At 27.6% G+C, this 21,688-nt stretch carries 15 protein-coding genes, 1 tRNA gene and 1 pseudogene; 13 read left to right on the top strand and 4 right to left on the bottom strand.

Going from position 1 to position 21,688, the window contains the following annotated elements; all coding sequences use genetic code 11:
* The first annotated feature begins 21 nt into the window (after window positions 1-21).
* From RYM86_RS07160 to RYM86_RS07150, 3 genes are all read left to right on the top strand, one after another.
* On the top strand, window positions 22-1,920 hold the full coding sequence (locus RYM86_RS07160) for a hypothetical protein (protein ID WP_315079081.1): 1,899 nt from the start codon (window positions 22-24) through the stop codon (window positions 1,918-1,920).
* Window positions 1,921-1,924: 4 nt separating this feature from the next.
* A complete protein-coding gene (locus RYM86_RS07155; protein WP_315079079.1) occupies window positions 1,925-5,014 on the top strand; it encodes a TIM-barrel domain-containing protein in 3,090 nt (1,029 codons plus the stop codon).
* Between the two features lie 114 nt (window positions 5,015-5,128).
* The gene (locus RYM86_RS07150) at window positions 5,129-6,739 is read left to right on the top strand and encodes an alpha-glucosidase (protein WP_315079077.1); all 1,611 of its coding nucleotides are present in this window, start codon (window positions 5,129-5,131) and stop codon (window positions 6,737-6,739) included.
* Window positions 6,740-6,952: 213 nt separating this feature from the next.
* On the opposite strand, the gene RYM86_RS07145 is transcribed toward RYM86_RS07150, so the two are convergent.
* Window positions 6,953-7,417: a MarR family transcriptional regulator gene (locus tag RYM86_RS07145; protein ID WP_315079075.1), complete on the bottom strand. Its 465-nt coding sequence runs from the start codon at window positions 7,415-7,417 to the stop codon at window positions 6,953-6,955.
* A gap of 276 nt (window positions 7,418-7,693) precedes the next feature.
* Here RYM86_RS07145 and RYM86_RS07140 point away from each other — a divergent pair, with 276 nt between their 5' ends.
* The 7 genes from RYM86_RS07140 (at window position 7,694) to RYM86_RS07110 (ending at window position 17,110) form a co-directional block, all read left to right on the top strand.
* Window positions 7,694-9,925 (top strand): ABC transporter ATP-binding protein, encoded by a 2,232-nt coding sequence (locus RYM86_RS07140; protein WP_315079073.1) that lies wholly within the window; start codon window positions 7,694-7,696, stop codon window positions 9,923-9,925.
* Window positions 9,918-11,753 carry an ABC transporter ATP-binding protein gene (locus tag RYM86_RS07135; protein WP_315079071.1) on the top strand — a complete coding sequence of 612 codons (1,836 nt, stop codon included), beginning with the start codon at window positions 9,918-9,920 and terminating at the stop codon, window positions 11,751-11,753. The genes RYM86_RS07140 and RYM86_RS07135 overlap by 8 nt, the downstream gene beginning before the upstream one ends.
* Before the next feature lie 301 nt (window positions 11,754-12,054).
* Window positions 12,055-12,888: a methyl-accepting chemotaxis protein gene (locus RYM86_RS07130; protein ID WP_315079070.1), complete on the top strand. Its 834-nt coding sequence runs from the start codon at window positions 12,055-12,057 to the stop codon at window positions 12,886-12,888.
* A gap of 16 nt (window positions 12,889-12,904) precedes the next feature.
* Entirely contained in the window at window positions 12,905-13,768 is an 864-nt protein-coding gene (locus RYM86_RS07125; RefSeq protein WP_315079068.1) for an MBL fold metallo-hydrolase, read from the top strand.
* Between the two features lie 220 nt (window positions 13,769-13,988).
* Entirely contained in the window at window positions 13,989-15,260 is a 1,272-nt protein-coding gene (locus RYM86_RS07120) for a uracil-xanthine permease family protein (RefSeq protein WP_315079067.1), read from the top strand.
* Window positions 15,261-15,785: 525 nt separating this feature from the next.
* Window positions 15,786-16,661, top strand: coding sequence for a response regulator (locus RYM86_RS07115; protein ID WP_315079065.1), 876 nt, complete (start codon window positions 15,786-15,788; stop codon window positions 16,659-16,661).
* Entirely contained in the window at window positions 16,643-17,110 is a 468-nt protein-coding gene (locus tag RYM86_RS07110; protein ID WP_315079062.1) for a chemotaxis protein CheX, read from the top strand. Before RYM86_RS07115 ends, RYM86_RS07110 begins: the two co-directional genes overlap by 19 nt.
* Before the next feature lie 118 nt (window positions 17,111-17,228).
* On the opposite strand, the gene RYM86_RS07105 is transcribed toward RYM86_RS07110, so the two are convergent.
* Window positions 17,229-17,717 carry an NAD(P)H-dependent oxidoreductase gene (locus RYM86_RS07105; protein WP_315079060.1) on the bottom strand — a complete coding sequence of 163 codons (489 nt, stop codon included), beginning with the start codon at window positions 17,715-17,717 and terminating at the stop codon, window positions 17,229-17,231.
* 433 nt (window positions 17,718-18,150) lie between these two features.
* On the opposite strand from RYM86_RS07105, the pseudogene RYM86_RS07100 reads away from it, so the two are divergent.
* A pseudogene (locus tag RYM86_RS07100) lies at window positions 18,151-18,745 on the top strand (sugar O-acetyltransferase).
* Between the two features lie 538 nt (window positions 18,746-19,283).
* On the opposite strand, the gene RYM86_RS07095 reads toward RYM86_RS07100, so the two are convergent.
* Both RYM86_RS07095 and RYM86_RS07090 read right to left on the bottom strand, forming a co-directional pair.
* The gene (locus tag RYM86_RS07095) at window positions 19,284-19,406 is read right to left on the bottom strand and encodes a hypothetical protein (RefSeq protein WP_315079059.1); all 123 of its coding nucleotides are present in this window, start codon (window positions 19,404-19,406) and stop codon (window positions 19,284-19,286) included.
* A 180-nt stretch (window positions 19,407-19,586) separates the two neighbouring features.
* Window positions 19,587-19,661 (bottom strand) — tRNA-Glu (locus RYM86_RS07090).
* Window positions 19,662-19,877: 216 nt separating this feature from the next.
* Here RYM86_RS07090 and RYM86_RS07085 point away from each other — a divergent pair.
* Both RYM86_RS07085 and RYM86_RS07080 read left to right on the top strand, forming a co-directional pair.
* On the top strand, window positions 19,878-20,042 hold the full coding sequence (locus RYM86_RS07085; protein ID WP_012424304.1) for a hypothetical protein: 165 nt from the start codon (window positions 19,878-19,880) through the stop codon (window positions 20,040-20,042).
* A gap of 268 nt (window positions 20,043-20,310) precedes the next feature.
* On the top strand, window positions 20,311-21,624 hold the full coding sequence (locus RYM86_RS07080) for a sodium-dependent transporter (RefSeq protein WP_315079056.1): 1,314 nt from the start codon (window positions 20,311-20,313) through the stop codon (window positions 21,622-21,624).
* Window positions 21,625-21,688: the final 64 nt, after the last annotated feature.

Raw genomic sequence — 21,688 nt, 5'->3', positions numbered from 1 at the left:
AATGTAATAGGAGACGTAATTATGATAAACAACAAATATAAGGGGATAGGATTAATAGGGAATGACAATATTTCAGGAATTTATGCAGTAAATAATGGAATAGTAGATATAAATGGAACAGGAATATACCATTTATTTTATAAAAGCTATGATCACGATATTCTCCAATCAGCAAGTACAATAATTAAGATTAAAGATACATTATATTATGGTAATAAAAAATGGCAAAGCCATACTCATCCAATACATTTAGAACCAGTAAAAACAGAGGTTAAGAATGGCTTCATGTATTGTGATACCTTTGATATAAGTGAGAATAAGTTTACAAAACTAGATACTGTTTACGCCTATGGTAAGGGTACAATAACCTTTGAAACAGAAATTAATAATTATGGTACTGAAACTTTAGAAGTTATGTGTTATGGATATATTGCAGTTAGAAATGATTATGATATAAGTTGCAGAAAAGTATCTGATAATTTATTAAGAGTAACAACTAATAAAGCAAATATAGCAATGATAACAGAAGCAGCAACGGAACAATATCTAGTTGTGGATTCTCCAACAGATTTTTCTTATGAAACTTTTTTGAATATATTGAACAATACTCAAACAGAGGATAACTTTACTACTAATTGTCGTTTAGGTTGTGCACAAGGATATAAAATTACAATAAATCCTGGTGAAAATAAAAGCTTTAAATGGTCTTTAGTTTTTAAAGATACAAAGGAAGAAATTGAAAGTTTAAAAGATAAGTTTAACTTAAAGGGTACAAGGGCAGAAGCTTTAGATTATTGGAGCACATGGTTAAAAAAAGGAGAAAATAACTATAGTCCAATTGTTAAAACAACTAATAAGGACATTAAATTAGTTAAAGATGATTTAGAAGACTTGGCAAAGAGAAATTTAATTGCCATAAAAGCAGTATTATTAGATGGAAATGTTCCGGCAGATTTAACAGGCCATTATTTTGCAAACAAAATGCCATGCTATTATGCACGTGACTCAATAATGGTAGCCAGAGCATTACTACTTGCAGGACATTATGATGATTGTGAACAGATATTAAGATATTTAATAAAACGAAAAAGAAAAGAAAACGGTGAATTTTATCAAAGATATGATGGAAAAGGAGAACCTAATCAAGGTGCAAACAATAATGTTTTTCATCAAACAGATTCTATAGGATATTTTTGTAGAATAGTTTATGAACTTTATAAAAGAACTAAGAAACTAATTGTTGACTTAGATTTTTTAAAGGAACTTGTAGATGTAATAAGATATTCTGAAAAGAAGAATGGTATGGTAGGACCAGAGGGAGGAGTAAATGAAGGGGTATTTGGACCAGCATTTATAACATCATCAAATATGTTTATTTATGGTGGTATTAAAGCAGCAGAAGAATTGTTTAATGAATTTAATGAAGTTCAATACTCCAATATATGCAATAAAGTGTGTAAGGATATTTATGAAGGAATACAAAGCACATTTGATTATGAATTAAAAAGATACAATTATGGTTATGTAACTTACCATGATAAAGTTGTTAGAAAATATGATACTCCTCAATATTTTGGACCTTTATATGGTTATCCTAATGATAAAAATATGCAATTAACTCACAGTTATTTCTTAAAAAATGCATCATTTTTTGAAAATGGAATAGGTTATTCAGAACAAGAATATCATCATGGACCATGGTTATTTAATACGGCAGCTTGTGCTGAATATTCAGCTTTAACTTGTGACTATGAAAATTATATTAAAAAGATACGATGGATTTCTAATCATACTAATGCTTATGGATTAATTCCTGAGGCTATAGATGCAAATAATGAAAATATATCTTTTATAAATCCTTTAACTTGGGCTTGTGCTGAATTTGTAGCAAGCTACTATATTATTAATAATGAGGTATAAGGTTATGAACAATAAGAATGAAAAATTATTCCAGATATTTTCTAAATGTTTTTTTAATGAAGTTAGTGAAATAGAGAATGATATTTGTAAAATGATAGAAGAGCCTATAGAAAACTTAAGTTATCAAGATATTTGTTTTACATTATTTAATTTAGCAGAATATATTAGAATTACGAATAATAAGAGCTTACTTGAAAAACATAGAAATCAAATTGAAATGTATGTTTCTAAAGTAACTAGTAACTGGAATTTGCCACAAAAAAACTATTTTGGACAGTGTGAAGATAAGCTTCACACTTCTAACGTAGGTATGGCTTATGGAAGTTTATATAATATTAATCTTTTTTTAAAGGATGAAAAAACATCACAACTAGTTCATAATATGAAAAATTTTATATATGAAAATAATATATCAGGTGGAATGCTATCAAATATTAAGGATGGAAAAAGTGTTGCGTTAGATTTACTGCTAGCAGTTGTACCCTTTGGACTTTTTGCACCAGAAGATCTTGTTTTAGTGGAATCTATTAAAAAAATTGAAAATACTTTAGTTAATGAAAATGGTGTGAAATATGATGAAAATAGTGGAATTTGTCCTATATCAACATTGTTATTATCATGGTATTTTGCAGAAAAAGCAGATTATCAAAAAGCTAAGATGTATTTAACTAAGGTTGAGATTAATGATGAGCTAAAAAAAATATTAAAGAATATAGTAATGTATAAGTTAAAGATGGCAAAGCCATTAGAAGATACACCTATTATACATAAACCTTTAGGTAATGAAAATAGATATAACTCTCAAGGATTTGAACGCTCACCATGGAATCCTAAGGATGGCGATAATGTAATAGTAAATTGTGTTACTTGGCCTTCAAAAGTAGAAGAAGGAGTTACATTGCACTACAAAGTAAATGGCGAAGAAAAAGAAGAAATAAATGGGCAATATTCAGAAGAAAAAGGTAATTATAGTTTTGATATGGGAAGCTTTAAAGGTGATCAGGATGTAGAGTATTACTTTGCTTTTGGAAATAAAATAAGTAAAGTTTATAAATTTAAGACTTTAAGAAAAGAGATAATAAGCACTATAAATAGAATTGAAATTGTTGAAGATAAAATAATAGTTAACTCTAAATCAAATGAAAACAGTCATTATGATTTAGAATTAAAGCTAGATAATAATAAATTTAATTTATTTATAAAAGAAACAAAAAATATTAGAGAGAATAGTAAGAAATCTTCCTTGAAATTAGATGCCTATGTTATTGAAGAAGGAACAGAGTCTTTATTAGTTATAAAAAATGGAGATAATATATTTGAAATAAAGGATATTTATATATGGAAAAAAGCAGAAGAAGTATTTTCCTTTGGAATTGTAATTGCAAGTGAAGAAGAAGAGGGCTTTTATGGTTTTGGTGAAAGATATAATAATATAAATCAAAGAGGAAATATAGTTGATGTTTATGTTTACAATCAGTACAAAGATCAAGGCATAAAGACCTATTTTCCAATGCCATATTTTTTAAGTTCAAGAAATTATGGTTTGTATGTACACTCTAATGAATATACTGAATTTAATTTAGCTCATGATGATTTAAGATATTACTCTATTGAAAGTCAAAGAAGCTCACTAGAATTAACTTATTTTATAGGAAATCCAAGAGAGGTTATTAAACAATTTGTTGACCTTACTGGAACTCCAGAAATGTTACCAGAATGGGCATTTGGACCTTGGATGTCAAGTAATAATTGGGATAGTGATAAAGAAGTTAGAAAACAAGTAGAGCTTACAAAAAAATATAATATACCATCAACAGCTTTAGTTATAGAAGCGTGGAGTGATGAATCAACCTATTATATTTTTAATGATGCTGTTTATAAAGAAAATGATGGTTCACAAGCTCTAAAATATAAAGATTTTAAATTCCCTAAGTGGGGGCGTTGGCCAGATCCAAAGGGACTAGTTGAATACTTACATGATAATGAACTTAAATGTATATTATGGCAAATACCTATAATAAAATATATGAATGGATTACATCATCTTCAAAAAGATAACGATGAGAATTATATGATAAATAATGGATATTGCGTTAAAAATGAAGATGGAACACCATATAGAATGCCAGAAGGATGGTTTACTGATAGTATATTATTTGATTATACCTCAGAAGAGGCGTCAAATTGGTGGTTTGATAAGAGAAAATATTTAATTGATGACATAGGTATTGACGGATTTAAAACTGATGGGGGAGAGTTTGTTTTTGGTGACAATATAAGTTTTAGCAATGGAAAAACAGGGAAGGAAATGAGAAATTTATATCCTAACCTTTATATAGAAAAGTATTATGATTTTATTAATAAATCTAATAGTGGAATAACCTTTAGTAGAGCAGGTTTTACAGGAGCTCAAAAAATTCCAGCTCACTGGGCAGGAGATGAAAAATCTACATTTGATGCTTTTAAACGTAATCTATGTGCTGGGTTAAATGCAGGTTTATCTGGAGTATCTTTTTGGGGGTGGGACTTAGGAGGTTTTAGTGGTGAAATACCAACAGCTGAGCTATTTATAAGATCAACAGAAATGGCAACATTCTGTCCTATAATGCAATATCATGCGGAGAGTAAGGCAGAGTTTAATCAAGATAGAACTCCATGGAATATAGCAGAAAGAAGGAATAGCCCTTGGGTAATAGATGATTACCGTTATTATGCTAAGCTTCGTATGGCTCTTATTCCATATATAATGGAGCAAGCAGAAAAATTTATTGAAGCAGGAATTCCAATTATGAGAGCAATGTTAATTCAGTTCCCAGAGGATAAAAACTGTTGGAATATTTTTGACCAATATATGTTTGGAGATGATTTATTAGTAGCTCCAGTAGTTATTAAAGGTGCTGTTTCTAGAGAAGTTTATCTACCAGAAGGAACTTGGACTAATATTTTTACAAAGGAAGTTTTCAAAGGTGGAAGAAGCTATGAAGTAAAGGCTAGTGTTAACGAAATACCGGTATTCACAAAAGAAGATGCTTTTTGGTGTTTTGAAATAGAGAGAGAGAATTTTAATATTTATAAAAAGATAAGCAAAATATAATTAATAAACTAAATAAAAGATGATCGATTGATATTAAATTAATATTATAAAACAAGTAAATACAATAGATTTAAATAAACTATATGAGATGTTATAGAAAGGTGAGTAAATAAAATGGAATGGTGGAAAAAAGGAGTAGTATATCAAATATATCCTATGAGTTTTAAAGATAGTAATAATGATGGAATTGGAGATTTAGGCGGAATAATAGAAAAAATAGATTACCTAAAGGAATTAGGAGTAGATGTAATTTGGTTAACACCTATTTATAATTCACCTTTAGATGATAATGGCTATGACATAAGTGATTACTATTCAATACACGAGCAATTTGGTAGTATGGAACAATTTAATGAACTACTTGAAAAATTGCATAACCGAGGCATGAAAATTATTATGGATTTAGTAGTAAATCATACAAGTGATGAACACAAATGGTTTAAAGAAGCAAAAAAGGATAAAAATAGTCCATACAGAGATTATTATATATGGAGTGATAATGTAAAAACAGATCAACAGTCATTTTTTAGTGGGTCTGTATGGCAATATGAAGAAGAAGCTGGTCAGTATTACTATCATTTATTTAGTAAACGTCAACCAGACTTAAATTGGGATAATAAAAACATGCGTAAAGACGTTTATAAACTAATAAATTGGTGGTTAGACAAAGGAATAGATGGTTTTAGGCTTGATGTTATAGATTTAATAGGGAAAATACCAGATGAAAGTATTATGGTAAGTGAAAAGACTCATAAATATCTTCAGGAAATGCATGAAGCTTGTTTTAAGGGCAGAGATATTTTAACTGTTGGTGAAACACCTTTTGCAACACCAGAGACAGCACCTTTATTCTCAAGTGAGGATAGAAAGGAACTTTCAATGGTATTTGGTTTTGAACACATAGGTCTTGATGAAGTAAGAGGACAAGGTAAATGGGAACTAAAGAAATTAGATGTAAATGAATTAAAGGAAGTCTTTAATAAATGGCAACAAGCTCTTAATAATAATGGATGGAACAGCCTATTTTGGTCAAACCATGATCAACCTCGCATAGTTTCACGTTTTGGTAATGATAAAGAATTCCACAAAGAAAGTGCAAAGATGTTAGCAACAATCTTACATGGAATGAAAGGGACACCATATATATATCAAGGTGAAGAAATAGGTATGACAAATGTAAGATTTTCTTTAGAGGATTATAAAGATGTAGAAACAATAAACATGGTTAAGGAAAAACAAGAACTTGGATGGTCAATGGATAAAATCATGACTGGAATTTATGCTAAGGGGAGAGATAATGCAAGAACCCCAATGCAATGGTCAAAGGATGAAAATGCAGGCTTTACTAAAGGTGAATCATGGCTTAAAGTAAATCCGAATTATGTAGATATTAATGTAGAAGATACATTAAAAGAAAAAGAATCAATTTTTAATCACTATCAAAAATTGATAAAATTTAGAAAAACTTATGATGTAATAATTAATGGTGACTTTAATCTACTTTATCCTAATGATGAGAGAATATTCTCTTATGTAAGAAGAAATGAAAATGAAGAATTGTTAGTTTTTTCAAACTTTACAAAAGATCCAATTGATATAGAGTTTCCGTTATATGAATCATTCAAGAAAGGAGAACTATTAATTTCTAATTATAATGAAAATCTTATGGAGAAGAAAATAGTTTTAAGACCATATGAAAGTAGAATGTATTATTTAAAAAAGTAATATAGTATTTTAAATTATGTCTATTAACTATTCTTTTACATCCATTTATAAGGAGGGTGTTGCTTTTGTAACATCTTCTTTTAATGAATTTTATTAAGGACTAGTAGAGTACTTGAGCTTATTAATAGTTCTTAATGAAAATATAAGAACTTCAACATTTTAATAATGTGCTAAAGTTCTTTTTAGAATTTAACTAGAATACATAATAAATTATTATAGATCATGTTCTTCTATTTTTCTTATAGTATCTTTTATTGATTTTAAAGATTCGGTAATTTTTTTCTTATCTTCGGACGTTAGTGTATCAAAATATTTATATAACTTATCTTTCGTATGATCTTTAATAATTCTAATCATTTCTGTACCAGATTCAGTATTATTAAGTAAAACTTCTTTACGATTTTCAGGATTAACTTCTCTGTGTATATATCCCTTATTAACTAAATTACTTACAATACCCGTAGCTTGTTGCTTTGTAACCATAAGTTCTTTAGCTAAATTGGTCATATTAATAGACTTAAATTTAGCTAAGATACATAATGTTTGCATTTGTAATCTACTGATATTAATTATTGGATTTGTTTCTATAGGTCTAATTATCATTTTTTTCATAGAAATAGATAGATCTATTAATTCATTTAAAATTTCTAAAGTATCTTCATTTTTCAAGAAAATCACCTAACATTTCATTTAGATTTTACATATTGTATTTATATTAAGTTTATATGCTAATTATATAAAGGTCAACAAATATTTACAGTAAATATTTGTTGACATAGATAAAATTTCGTTGTAAGATAATTTTCATAGTAAATAAATATTGATAATTTTTAAATAATAACTAGTTAGCAATATTTGCTAATTATCAAGTAATTTTTAGTGAGCGGATAAGTATAAAGTTTTTTAATTAAAAAATTATCTAATCTCGACATAAGAAGAAAGGAATAAAAGGATATGCTTAAATTATTAAAACATTTAAAAAAATCAGTTTGGCCTATTTTAGCTATAGTAGTTTTATTGGTAGTACAATCAGTTTGTGATTTGAATTTGCCAAAATATACTTCCAATATTGTTAATGTAGGTATTCAACACGGAGGAGTAGATAAAATAACTCCAGATGTAATTAGAGAAAGTGAAATGGAAAGACTTTCTTTATTTATAGAAGATGAAGATTATGAAAAGGTACTAGAAAATTATGATTTGCTTAATAAGTTATCTACTTCAGATGAGGAATATCCTTTATTAGAAGAAGAAAATCTTTATGTATTAAAAGATATTGATAAAGACAAAATTGAAGAATTAAATTCAATACTTGGGAAACCAATGGTAGTGGTTTCTAATTTTGAAAGTGGTTCAGATGAAGTTAAGGCCATGGAAGATAAAATAATTAGTTCATTCCCCGCTGGAGTATTAAAGGAAGATACAAATATCTTTGATGTATTTGCAATTATGCCAGAAGAACAATTTAAAGAAATAACATCAAACATGGATGAAATGTTTAGTAAGTTAGATGATAACAGCATTGATCAAATGGCAGTTTCTTTTGTAAAAAATGAATATACTAAAATTGGTATTAATATGGATAAATACCAAACTAATTATATATTTTCAGCTGGTGCAAGGATGCTTGGACTTGCATTAATTAGTATGGTGGCAACAATACTTGTAACTTTACTAGCTTCAAGAGTAGCAGCTATATTTGGTCGTAATGTAAGAAGTACTGTATTTAAGAAGGTTGTTGGATTTACAAATAAAGAATTTGATGATTTTTCAACTGCATCATTAATTACACGTTGTACTAATGATATTCAACAAATTCAAATGCTTACTGTAATGGTACTTAGATTTGTATTATATGCGCCAATCCTTGGAATAGGTGCATTTATTAAAGTTTTAAATACTAATAGCACAATGTCTTGGGTTATTGGAGTAGCAATACTTTCTATATTAAGTCTTGTAAGTGTGTTATTTGTAATAGCCATGCCTAAATTTAAAAAATTACAAAAATTAGTTGATAAAATAAACTTAATTGCTAGGGAAATCTTGACAGGAATTCCTGTAATACGTGCATTTAGTACTGAAAAACATGAAGAAGAGCGTTTTGATAAAGCAAATAAAGAGTTAACAGATGTTAATTTATTTGTTAATAAGGTAATGGCTTGCATGATGCCTTCAATGATGTTTATCATGAATGCAATTTCAGTTCTAATTGTATGGGTTGGTGCTAGTAAAATAGAAAATGCAACAATGCAAGTTGGAGACTTAATGGCATTTATTCAATATACAATGCAAATTATGATGGCATTCTTAATGCTTTCAATGATATCAATTATGATATCACGTGCTGCAGTATCAGGAAAGCGTATTGCAGAAGTTTTAGATGCAGAAGGAATTATAAAAGATCCTGTTTCTACTAAATCATTTGATGAAAATAAAAGAGGGTTTGTAGAATTTAAGAATGTTAACTTTAGATATCCAAATGCAGAAGAAGATGTTTTAAATAATATTAATTTTACTGCGAAACCAGGACAAACTACAGCAATTATAGGAAGTACGGGTAGTGGTAAAACAACATTGATTAACTTAATACCTCGTTTCTTTGATGTAACTGAAGGAGAAATATTAGTTGATAGTGTAGATATACGAAATGTTACTCAACATGATTTAAGAGATAAAATTGGTTATGTTCCTCAAAAGGGAATGTTATTTTCAGGAACAATAGAATCAAATATTATGTATGGTGTTGAAAATGCTCCAAAAGAAGTGATGTTAAATGCAGCTAGAGTTGCACAAGCTACTGAGTTTATTGAAACAAAGGATGATACATATAAGAGTCCTATTTCTCAAGGAGGAAACAATGTATCAGGAGGACAAAAACAAAGACTATCAATAGCAAGAGCAATTGCAAAACAACCGGAAATATATATATTTGATGATAGTTTCTCAGCTCTTGATTATAAGACAGATATTGTTCTTAGAAAATCATTAAATGAACAAACAAAAGACAGCACTATTTTAATTGTAGCTCAAAGAATTAGTACAGTATTAAATGCTGATCAAATAATTGTTTTAGATGAAGGAAAAATAGTAGGAAAAGGCACACATAAAGAATTGTTAAAATCCTGTGAGGTTTATAAGCAAATTGCTTTATCACAACTTTCAAAGGAGGAACTTGAAAATGAGTAAGGATACGCAAAGAAAAAGCTCAATGGGCAGGAACATGGGCGTAGGAGAAAAAGCTAAGAATTTTAAAGGTACTATGAGCAAATTAATGGACTACTTAAGCGAATATAAAATTGCTATAATCCTTGTATTTGTTTTTGCAATTGGTAGTACAATATTTTCTATAGTAGGTCCTAAAATATTAGGTAATGCAACTACAGAGTTATTTGAAGGATTAATGAGAAAAATATCTGGAGGATCAGGTATTAACTTTGATAAAATTGCTAAAATACTTGGAGGATTAATTTGTTTATACGTTATTAGTGCAATATTCTCTTTTATACAAGGAATATTAATGACAAATGTTTCTCAAAAATTAACATATGAATTAAGAAAAGAATTGTCAGAAAAAATACATCGTATGCCAATGAAGTTTTTTGATGGCAGAACACATGGTGAAGTTTTATCAATTTTTACAAATGATATAGATACTTTATCTCAAAGTTTAAATCAAAGTGCTACTCAACTTATAACATCAATCACAACAGTTATAGGTATTATGATAATGATGTTTAGCATTGACTGGATAATGACTTTAATAGTTTTATGTATATTGCCAATTTCTATGGCTATTATAGGATTTGTTGTTAAAAAATCGCAAAAACATTTTAAGGCACAACAGAAGTATTTAGGTCATGTAAATGGTCAGGTTGAAGAAGTGTTTAGTGGACAAAATATAGTTAGAGTATTTAATAAAGAACAAAAAGTAATTGATGAATTTGAAGAATCTAATGATGTATTATACAAATCAGCATGGAAATCTCAATTCTTATCAGGACTTATGATGCCTATAATGACTTTTGTTGGTAACCTTGGATATGTAGCAGTTTCAATTTTAGGTGGATATTTTGTAATCAATGGTAGAATTACAGTTGGTAATATTCAATCATTTATTCAATATAGCAGAAACTTTACTCAACCAATTGGTCAAATTGCTCAGGTTTCAAATTTACTACAATCAACAGCAGCTGCAGCTGAAAGGGTTTTTGAATTTTTAGATGAGGAAGAAGAAGATCAATTTGCCAAAAACCCTGCATCTATTGATGATGTTCATGGGAATGTAGAATTTAAAAATGTACACTTTGGATATAATCCAGAGAAAATTATAGTAAATGATTTTAGTGCTAAAATTAAAAAAGGACAAAAGATTGCAATTGTAGGACCAACAGGAGCTGGTAAAACAACAATGATTAAGCTTTTAATGCGTTTCTATGATATAAATGATGGAGCAATCTTAATTGATGGCAATGATTTAAGAGATTTTAATCGTAGTGAACTTAGAGAAGCTTTTGGTATGGTATTACAAGAGACATGGTTATATAACGGAAGTATAATGGAAAATATCAGATATGGTAAATTAGATGCAACTGATGAAGAAGTAATTGAAGCAGCTAAAGCAGCTCATGTTCACAATTTTGTAAAAACTTTACCAGATGGATATAACATGGAATTAAATGAAGAAGCAAGTAATGTTTCACAAGGACAGAAACAATTATTAACAATAGCGAGAGCTATACTAGCTGATCCTAAGATTCTTATTCTAGATGAAGCTACAAGTTCAGTTGATACAAGAACGGAAATACTTATTCAAAAAGCAATGGATAATTTAATGAAGGGTAGAACTAGCTTTGTTATAGCTCATAGATTATCAACTATAAAAGATGCAGATTTAATTCTTGTAATGAAAGATGGAGATATTATAGAACAAGGAAACCATGAAAATTTATTAAATGCAAATGGATTTTATGCAAATTTATATAATTCACAATTTGAAAAACCAGAAGCTATTTAAATTAAACCTAATAATATTTAAATAGAAAATTAGAGAATAGGTAATGATTATGTAATAGATCTAGATATTAATTAAAAAATATCTAGATCTTTTTTTTCAAATAATTAAAAAATGTTATAACAATAAAAGGTTTAATAGAAAAGTTGGTATTACATATTTAAACAAATGTGTTAATAATAAATTAATTATTAAAAAATATGAAGAGATGATATAATATTGAAGAAGATTTGGACGATAATAGTATTATAATGTGGCATTAGTTAAATTTTAATAACTTAAAAACAATTTAGGGGTGATTTTAGTGATAAAGAAAATATCTGATAATGAGTTAATGCAAGCATTTTATACATTAATGCCTTGTTTTAAATATTATTTTGAAGATGAATTGATTTTTACAATATCTAATACAGAAAGATTTTTATTGGTTAAAGATAGCACTAATTTAAAAATGAAAGCTAAAACAGGTGATGTAATTCCAGAAGGGTGTGCAGCTGATGTTTGTTTAAAAGCTAAAAAGCAAGTATCAGTAATGGTGCCAGAAAGTGTATTTGGGGTACCACTAAAGACGATAGGAATTCCTGTATTTGAAGAAAATCAAATAGCTGGAACAATAGTAATTGGTATGAGTATAGGAAGAAAAGAAAAAATGGTTAATATGTCAAATACCTTATCCGAGTCATTAGGACAAATAAGTAATAATTTATTTGAGATGTCTTCAGGTCTTCAAAAAATATCTGAAACTAATTTAGATATAGAAAAATTTATAGAAATTACAAATGAAAATTATAAAAAAACAGATGATGTTCTAAAATTTATAGAAAGTATAGCAAAACAAACTAATATGCTTGGGTTAAATGCAGCTATAGAATCAGCAAGGGCTGGAGAATACGGAAAGGGATTTAGTGTAGTATCTAATGAAATAAGAAAGTTATCTCACTCAAGTAGTGAGTCTATAAATGAAATTAATGATATATTAAGCAATATTCAAAATTCAATAAATGAGATATATAATAGATTTAATGCATCAAATTTATTATTAGATGGACAAACATCTGGATTAGAAGAAATTACTGCAACAGTTCAAGAACTTAATTCTACTGCAGCGCTTCTAAAAGAATTTGCTGCTACAATATAAAATGGGAGATGTTAATATGAAAATAACTACTTTAATAGAAAATACACAGGATAAGGATGAAAAATTAAAGAATGAGCACGGACTTTCTATGTTTATTGAAGGAAGTAGTTGCAATATTTTATTTGATACAGGAAAGACAGGAGATTTTATTGAAAATGCTATAAAATTAAATGTTGATCTAAAAAAAACAGATATTATGGTTTTAAGTCATGCCCACTATGATCATTGTGGAGGAGTAAAAAAATTACTAGAAACTTATAATATAAAGCCTAAACTTATAGTAAGTAAGCATTTTTTTGATAGAACAGACAAGTACCATTATTCAGATGGAACTCTTAAATCAGATTTTTCAAAGGAACCTGGATATGCGTATATAGGAACAGATTTTGATAAAAAGTATATAGAAAGCAAGGAAATTTCTGTAGAAGGTATAGAAAAAGATGTTTTAGAAATATGTGATAATATCTTTGTATTTTCTAATTTTAATAAATACTATGAATTTGAAAAAGTAAATCCTAACATGCAACGTAAGATTAATGATGAATATATAATTGATACATTCGATGAAGAAGTAGCATTAGGAATAAAAACTAAAAAAGGATTGGTGATATTACTTGGATGTGCACATCCAGGATTTTTAAATATGGTAAAAACTATAGAAGAAAGAACTAGTGAAAAAATAGTTGGGATAATTGGTGGTACACATCTTATAGAAGCAGATGATGAGAGAATTAAAAAATCAGTTGATTATTTAAATAAATCAGGTGTTGAACTATTAGGATTGTCTCACTGTACTGGGGAAAAAGCAGTTGAAATTTTTAATAAAGAATGTAAGATGTCATTTACTAATAGAACAGGAACAATATTAGAGCTAGACTAATAAAAGAATATAATTTTTATAAAAAATTATTTACTTTTTTTGAATTTTAGATATAATAAGAGAAAGAATAATGTAGAAAGCAAAAAATAAAAGATTTAAAAGCAATCTATATTAATTAAAAATCAAAGATTTCACAAGAACTTTTAATTTAGTCCAGAGAGGCTAAAAAGGGGAAATAAATAATAGTATTTTCCTCTTATTTTTAAGGAGGTATTTTTTTATGTCAGAAATCATAAGTAATACAAAAGAGCAATTCGGAGAAATTTCTTTAAGGAAAACTGGGAGGAAAATAGTTTTAGCATTACAGCATTTAATAGCAATGTTTGGAGCGACAGTTTTAGTTCCTATCTTAACAGGTCTTGATATTTCTGTAGCATTATTTTGTGCAGGCATTGGAACATTAATATTTCATATTTGTACTAAAATGAAAGTTCCGGTCTTTTTAGGTTCATCATTCGCATTTATTCCAGTAATATGTGCTGTTAAAGCATCATATGGTGATTTAAGATATGCACAAGGTGGAATAATGATAGCTGGACTAATCTATATATTAATGTCTTTTATTATCAAAAAAATTGGTACTGAAAAAATAAAAGTTGTATTACCAGCACAGGTTGTTGGGCCTATGATTATGGTGATAGGATTAAACTTAATTCCTACAGCATTTAATATGGCAAAAGAAAATATAATTATTGCAGTTATAACATTAGGTGTGACTTTAGGAATAAAGTATTTTGGTAAGGGATTTATATCACAAATAGCAATATTATGTGGTGTTGCTTCTGGATATATAATATCTTACTTTACTGGATATGTAGATACTCAAGCAATTGCTGAAGCTAGTTTCATAGCAATTCCAAACTTTACATTACCTAAATTTGATTTAGGCGCTATAATGATTATTGCACCAGTAGTACTAGCTACATTTATGGAACACATTGGTGATATAACAACTAATGGTCAAGTAGTTGGTGAAAACTTTATTGAAGAACCAGGATTAAATAGAACATTATTAGGAGATGGACTAGCTAGCATGACAGCAGCATTTTTGGGAGGACCAGCTAATACTACATATGGAGAGAATACTGGTGTTTTAGCAATGACAAAAAATTATGATCCTTCAATTTTAAGATTAGCAGCAGTATTTGCTATAGCATTAAGCTTTATAGCCAAATTTGGGACAGCAATAAGAACTATTCCTCAAGCGGTAATGGGCGGAATAAGCTTAATGTTGTTTACTATGATTGCACTAGTTGGATTTAAAACTTTAAAGTATGAAAAAGTAAAAATGAATTGGAAAAATGTAATTATAGTTACTACAACCTTAGTAATAGGATTTTTAGGAACATTTATAGAAAAGAAATTTGGAATTTTAGTAGGAATACGAATAAATGATGCAGTGTCTATATCTGGATTAAGTTTTGCAGCAATTGTTGGAGTAGTATTAAACTTAATATTGAATAAAGTGAATTTCAAAAAAGTAAAGCAATAGATTAAAAACATAAATTAAAATATAAAGCTATATGATTTTTATAAATAAGGATTATAAAAATTATATAGCTTTTTTATAATTCTTATATATACTTATTGTTTATATTTCTTGTTTATATTTTATGTTAAAAGTGGATATATTATTAAGTAAAAGTAATTTAAGAGTTGAATTAGTGGAAAATTTATAAGTATTTACGATAATTATAATAAGATGTGATTAATGAAGAAATTTTGTTTGAAAAGGAAAGATATAATGATAAAAGTAACTATTATATTAATAATAATAATTTTAATATTAGCATTGTGTAGAGTTTCTGCTAAGGCAAATGATAAAAGTAAAAAAGTTTTTGATGAATATAAAAATAAAAAATAAAGAGACATAGCTTTTAACTATTAAGAAATGTTGAATACACTCGAAATATTAAATATAAATTATAGGGTTAGTTTAATTATAATTTAAAGTATAAAAGGTTCTATTAAGTGTTAATTAATCCTATGTTACATGATAAAAGGGGTGGAATAACATATGAAAGATATAAAAATTTTAATAGTTGATGATTCACCATTTCAAATAGCATTGCTCAAGGATGCATTAACAGAAAATGGGTTTAATGTTGTTGGAGAAGCTCAATCTTTAGAGGAAGCTATTGAAGAGACTAAGAAATTAAAACCTAATTTAGTAACAATGGATATGACTATTCCAGGTACTGATGGTTTTGAATGTACAAGAGAAATTCATAATATTGATGATAGCATTAAAGTAATCGTTGTTAGTGCAATGATGGATGATGAGCTTATAAAAAAGGCTAAGAAAACTAATATATCTGGATATATTCAAAAACCGGTTGATACAGAAGAGTTAACTTTATTAATAAATAGAGTTATGGGAAATGAAGAACTGTATTCAGAATTAGAAACGTTATATCCAAATGTATTTAAGGAATCTATAATAAATTTATTTAGTAAATTAACCAAAACAGATGCTGAAGTTATTGATAAATATAATACTGATAAAGAGATACACAGTGAAGGTATTGTAGCGGTTATGGGGATTATAGGAAAGTATTCAGGAAGAATGATTATTGATATGTCATTTGAAACAGCTCAAAATCTTGTGAAAACTTTATTAAAGAGAGAAGCTAAGGATACAAAAGAATTACTTAATGTGGTAGCTGAAATTGCTAATATGTTTGCTGGAAATGCATGTTCAATGATAAATAAAAAGAATAAAGTATTTGGATTAAGAGTAGCACCACCAACTACATTTCATGGTGAGTCAATAAATATATCAAGAGCAGAAATAGATAATGATTATTCTGCAAAGATTAAAACTCAATTTGGAGATTTATCGATAAACATAGGATTTAAAAGAGGTGAAAGCGAATGGATGTCAATAATATAAATCCTATATTAGATGCATTTACAAATGTAATGTCTCAATTAGGGTTAAATGATATTAAAAAAAATGGAATAACTTTAAAAGGAAGATTTATAGAAAGTCCTGGAGTTATAATTATAATAGGTATTATTGGAGATATTAAAGGAAATATTATATATACTATGAATGAAGAAGATGCAAAAAAAATTGCTTCTGCTATGATGATGGGAATTCCAGTAGATGAGTTTAATGAGTTAGCTCAAAGTGCTATTTCTGAACTTATTAATATGCTTACGGCAAATGCATCAATTAATTTTTCAAATAATAATGTAAGCGTGGATATATCCACACCAACTCTTATACATGGAAAATTTACTGCAAATTCTAGTTCGGATAAAGTAGTATGCATATCTATGGAGACTAATGGATGTGTTATAGATGTTAATATTTCTTTAGTAAAGAATACAATTTAAGAATTATAAGAAAAAGCAAAAAGAACTTATTTATTATATAGATATGTTTAATAAATAAAATATGAATGCAAATCAGGGATGTATAAAATTTATTTTAATACATCCCATTTTTAATATGCTAATTTGCAAATAGTTCATTTGTTTTTTGAGCTATACGAGTACCAAATATCTTAAACATTTCTTTGCTTTGTTCAAAGTTTTCTTTTAATGCAACAGCACCTAAATGTATATAAGGTTGTCCTAAAGAAGAACCGCCAGAGTAAACTAGCATACCTTTAACCATTATATGATTAATTATAGTTAAGATAGCTGTATCAGCGCCCCCTTGTGCAAAATTAGCAGTTGCAAAGACGGCGCCGATTTTGCCATTAAGATTACAATCAGAAGATTCATCAAACCATTTTTTTAGTTGCCAACACATATTGGCGTGATATGTTGGTGTGCCAAATACAACAGCCTTGCTTCTATCAACAAAATTATAATCGATATTATCAAGATCAAAAATTCCTACTTCAATGTTTTTTTCTAACTTCATACTAGAAGCTATAATTTCTGCCATCTCTTTTGTTTTTCCAGTTTTACTAAAATAAATTATAGATATTTTCATAAATTATAACTAGAAAGTATAGTAAAATATATTTTCTAGTAAGTCACTTCCTTTCAAAATAGTATATATAAAGTTCTGTTATAAATTTATATTTTAAAATATGAGAATATTATAGCATATTTAGGAAAATAAGAAATTGCTTATATATATAATAATTAAAGATATAAATTGAAAAGAAGAAATTGAAGAAAGTATTAATTTTAGAATATAATTTCAAAGAGCATTCTATCTAGTAAAAGAGTTATCTTTGTAATATATAAATATTTTTAGGTGATATAACTCTTAAAGGTTTATATAATTTACAATATGTAGTTTTGGTGTTATGTTGAGTGATTAATGAAAATAATGTTCTTTGAAAATTGAATAATGTGATATTTGAAAAATATGTTATAACTAACCAAAAGATAAATAGTAATTTGTAGAGGTGATATTAATGAATAGTTTAGAAAAACAAAGGCAATATATTTTAAGTGGAAATATGTATAATGATCTTACTGTAGAATTAGTTGAAGCAAGAGAAAAAACTGTACTTATGACAAATAAATATAATAGAAGTTTTGGAAAAACATCTGAAGAAAGGGAATCTATATTAAAAAAGTTACTAAAATCAATAGGTAAAGGTGTCCATTTTGAACCGAATTTCAGATGTGAGTTTGGTTTCAATATTTCTATAGGCAATAATTTTTATGCTAATTTTGATTGCGTTATGCTAGATGGTGGTGGTATTGAAATTGGTGATAATGTATTTATTTGGACCACGAGTTGGAATCTATACATCAAATCATGCAATAGATGCAAATGAACGTGTTTTAGGTGGCTGTTATGCTAAAAAAGTGAAAATTGGAAATAATGTATGGATTGGTGGAGGTGTTCAGATAAATCAAGGAGTATCTATAGGTGATAATACAATTATTGGCTCTGGAAGTGTAGTCACAAAAGATATTCCAGCCAATGTAATTGCAGCTGGTGTATCATGTAAGATTATCAGAGCAATAACAGAAGATGATAAAACAGGATTTAATGGTTAAATTTCAATTTATTGATTATATTAGAAATTATCATTATCTTATTAGTATCTTAAGAATTAATAAAAATTAGTATAATTTATATATCTCATTATTCAGAATGAACTGCATCCTGTCCATAGTAAATGCGATAAGGGTTGTTAAGGATATTGATAAGGATTATAGATATGATGTTGCATAATAAAGGAAACTCTACTCATATTCATTCGCTGAGTAAGTTTGAGGAGACAAATATAAAATGCACTGTGTGAAAGTTCATGTTGCTAAATGTGAAATTTAGACATTCACTTTTCGACTCTCACTCATGCTTTTGCAAATAAGTTTTTAAGCGGTAAAGATTTAGAGAAAGTAATGGAGTAGATTAAATAATACACTTAGTTTTATAGAAATGGAATAATGTAAGAAAAATTAAGACCTAAAAAAGTAAATAAATATATCTTTTAGGTCTAATTTCTATTAATATATTATTATTTTATTTTAATTCATTGATTATATTTATAGACAACAATAACTTTTAGAATAAAATTACTGTTAAGATATTTTAAAGGAAGAATAATAATAGCCATAATGCCCATGCATTATTAAATCCAAATCTAGAACAATTTCTATTTCTAAAACAGTTATTACAGCCACAATTACAACAACAGTTACAACAATTTCTCATAATTCATTACTCCTTTGTTTATCATAATCATTTGTTATAGTAATAGTATATAAATATAATTAAAATATGTTACATAAAAAAATTATTAAAAATTTAATAAAAAACTAGGTCGGGAAAAGTGTGGGAAAATAAGAAAAACACCAGTGATTTAATTACCTTAAACACTGATGTTTACTACAATGGTGACCCATACGGGAATCGAACCCATGATTCCACCGTGAGAGGGTGGCGTCTTAACCGCTTGACCAATGGGCCTCACAACAAGTTTGATTATACGCCTTTATTTTTTTTATGTCAATATTTCTAGTAAATAAATTTATTTTACAAAAATTATAAAATTTAAAATTAACTAAATATGAAAGAGTATATTAAATTATAAAATTAATTAACATACTTATAATAATAAATAAAGCTATGTTGGACATACTAAATTTATATTAATTATAAATTTAATATGTAGGAGGGATTCTAATGCCAAAAGATAGTCAACCAGATAATAAAACAGCAAGAATGGAAAAATGTAATTATCAAACTCCAATAACAGAAGAAGGTCATAATCACAATCCTAATGCAAAACATAAATCTGTAAAAAGGGAAGGTTTTTCAAGCCAACATTATAACACTGCTGGAAATTAATTTCATTAAATTATAAAATGAAAACAGCGTTAATATTAATAAATAAAAGCTAATATTAACTCTGTTTTTTTATTTTTACGCATAAAATAGTCGAATACTGCTTTGAAAATAATTGCTTAAAATATATTAAAGTGTTAAAATGTTTAACGATATAATGAAAAAAATACAAAAAAATGCATATTTTGTTTACATAGTGTTATTCTTTTTATATAATAGTCAATGTACGTTAATTTTAATGTTGAAACTTAACAATTTGAGGAGGAGTATAGTGAGTAAAAGAGAAGGCTTTTCAAGTAGATTAGGATTTATACTATCTTGTATTGGAGCAGCAATAGGTTTAGGAAATGTATGGATGTTTCCTTATAAGTTGGGTGAAAATGGAGGCGCAGCATTTTTAATCCCATATTTTTTATTTGTTATTATTTTAGGTGTAGTCGGATTAATGGGAGAGTTTGCATTTGGAAGAATGTACAAACAAGGATCGTTAGGAGGAATAAGACAAGCTTTTAAAGAGAAGAATATAAAAGGTGGAAAAATAATATCTATAATTCCGACTCTTGGATTAACAGGCATATTTATGTTTTATACAGTTGTAATTGGATGGGTATTAAAGTACTTTTTTATAAGTTTAACTGGAGAAATATCATCAATAAACACTGAATCATATTTTGCCAATTTTTCTAACAGTCCTAATGTTATCTTATGGCATGCATTAGCTGTAGTAATAACATTAGTAATAGTAAGTTTTGGAGTAACAAAAGGGATTGAAAAGATTAATAAAATAGTTATTCCGTTATTGTTTATTATTTTTATAGTTTTAATAATCAAGTCTTTAAGTTTACCTAACTCACTTGCAGGAGTACAGTATCTATTAAAACCTGATTGGGGACATTTATTAAAACCAAGTACATGGGTTATGGCAATGGGACAAGCATTCTTCACAGTATCTATAACGGGATGTTGTATGGTTGCGTGTGGAAGTTATGCTGATGATAAATTTGATATATCGAACTGCGCTATAAATACAGCAGCATTTGATACTTTATCAGCATTATTAGCTGCATTTATGATTATGCCAGCAGTTTTTGCATTAGGACTGAACCCTACAGCAGGACCTGCATTAATGTTTGTTACAGTACCAAGTATATTTCAAACAATGCCGCTAGGCAGTTTATTAAGTGCATTATTTTTTTTAAGTATAATATTTGCATCTATTTCTTCATCAATAGCAATGCTTGAAGGACCTGTAGAGGCAGTTTTAAGCGTAACTAATTGGAGTAGAAAAAAAGCAACAATAATTATAGCTAGTGTAGCATTTATTTTTGCAATTCCACTAGGCCTTAATGGAGAATTATTTAATAATTTTACAAACTTCATAACAATAATATTATCACCAATAGGAGCAGTAATAACAGCATTTGTTTTCTACTATATAGTTGATAATAAAAGAGCATTAGATGAAGTAAATAAAGGTGCAAAATATAAACTGGGAATTGGATTTATTAAATTTGGTAAATACATATTTGTTCCAGCAACAATAATTATAATAATTCTTGGTGTTGTATATGGAGGAATTGGCTAAATTATATTTTAGTTATATACAAAGAAAGAATGCAATATTAAAAAAATATAAAATAAAAAAGTTA

This window comes from uncultured Clostridium sp. (assembly GCF_963527835.1).
Taxonomy (GTDB): domain Bacteria; phylum Bacillota; class Clostridia; order Clostridiales; family Clostridiaceae; genus Clostridium.
Note: the sequence above shows the minus strand (reverse complement) of the source record. Positions and strands in the feature narration are given on the sequence as shown.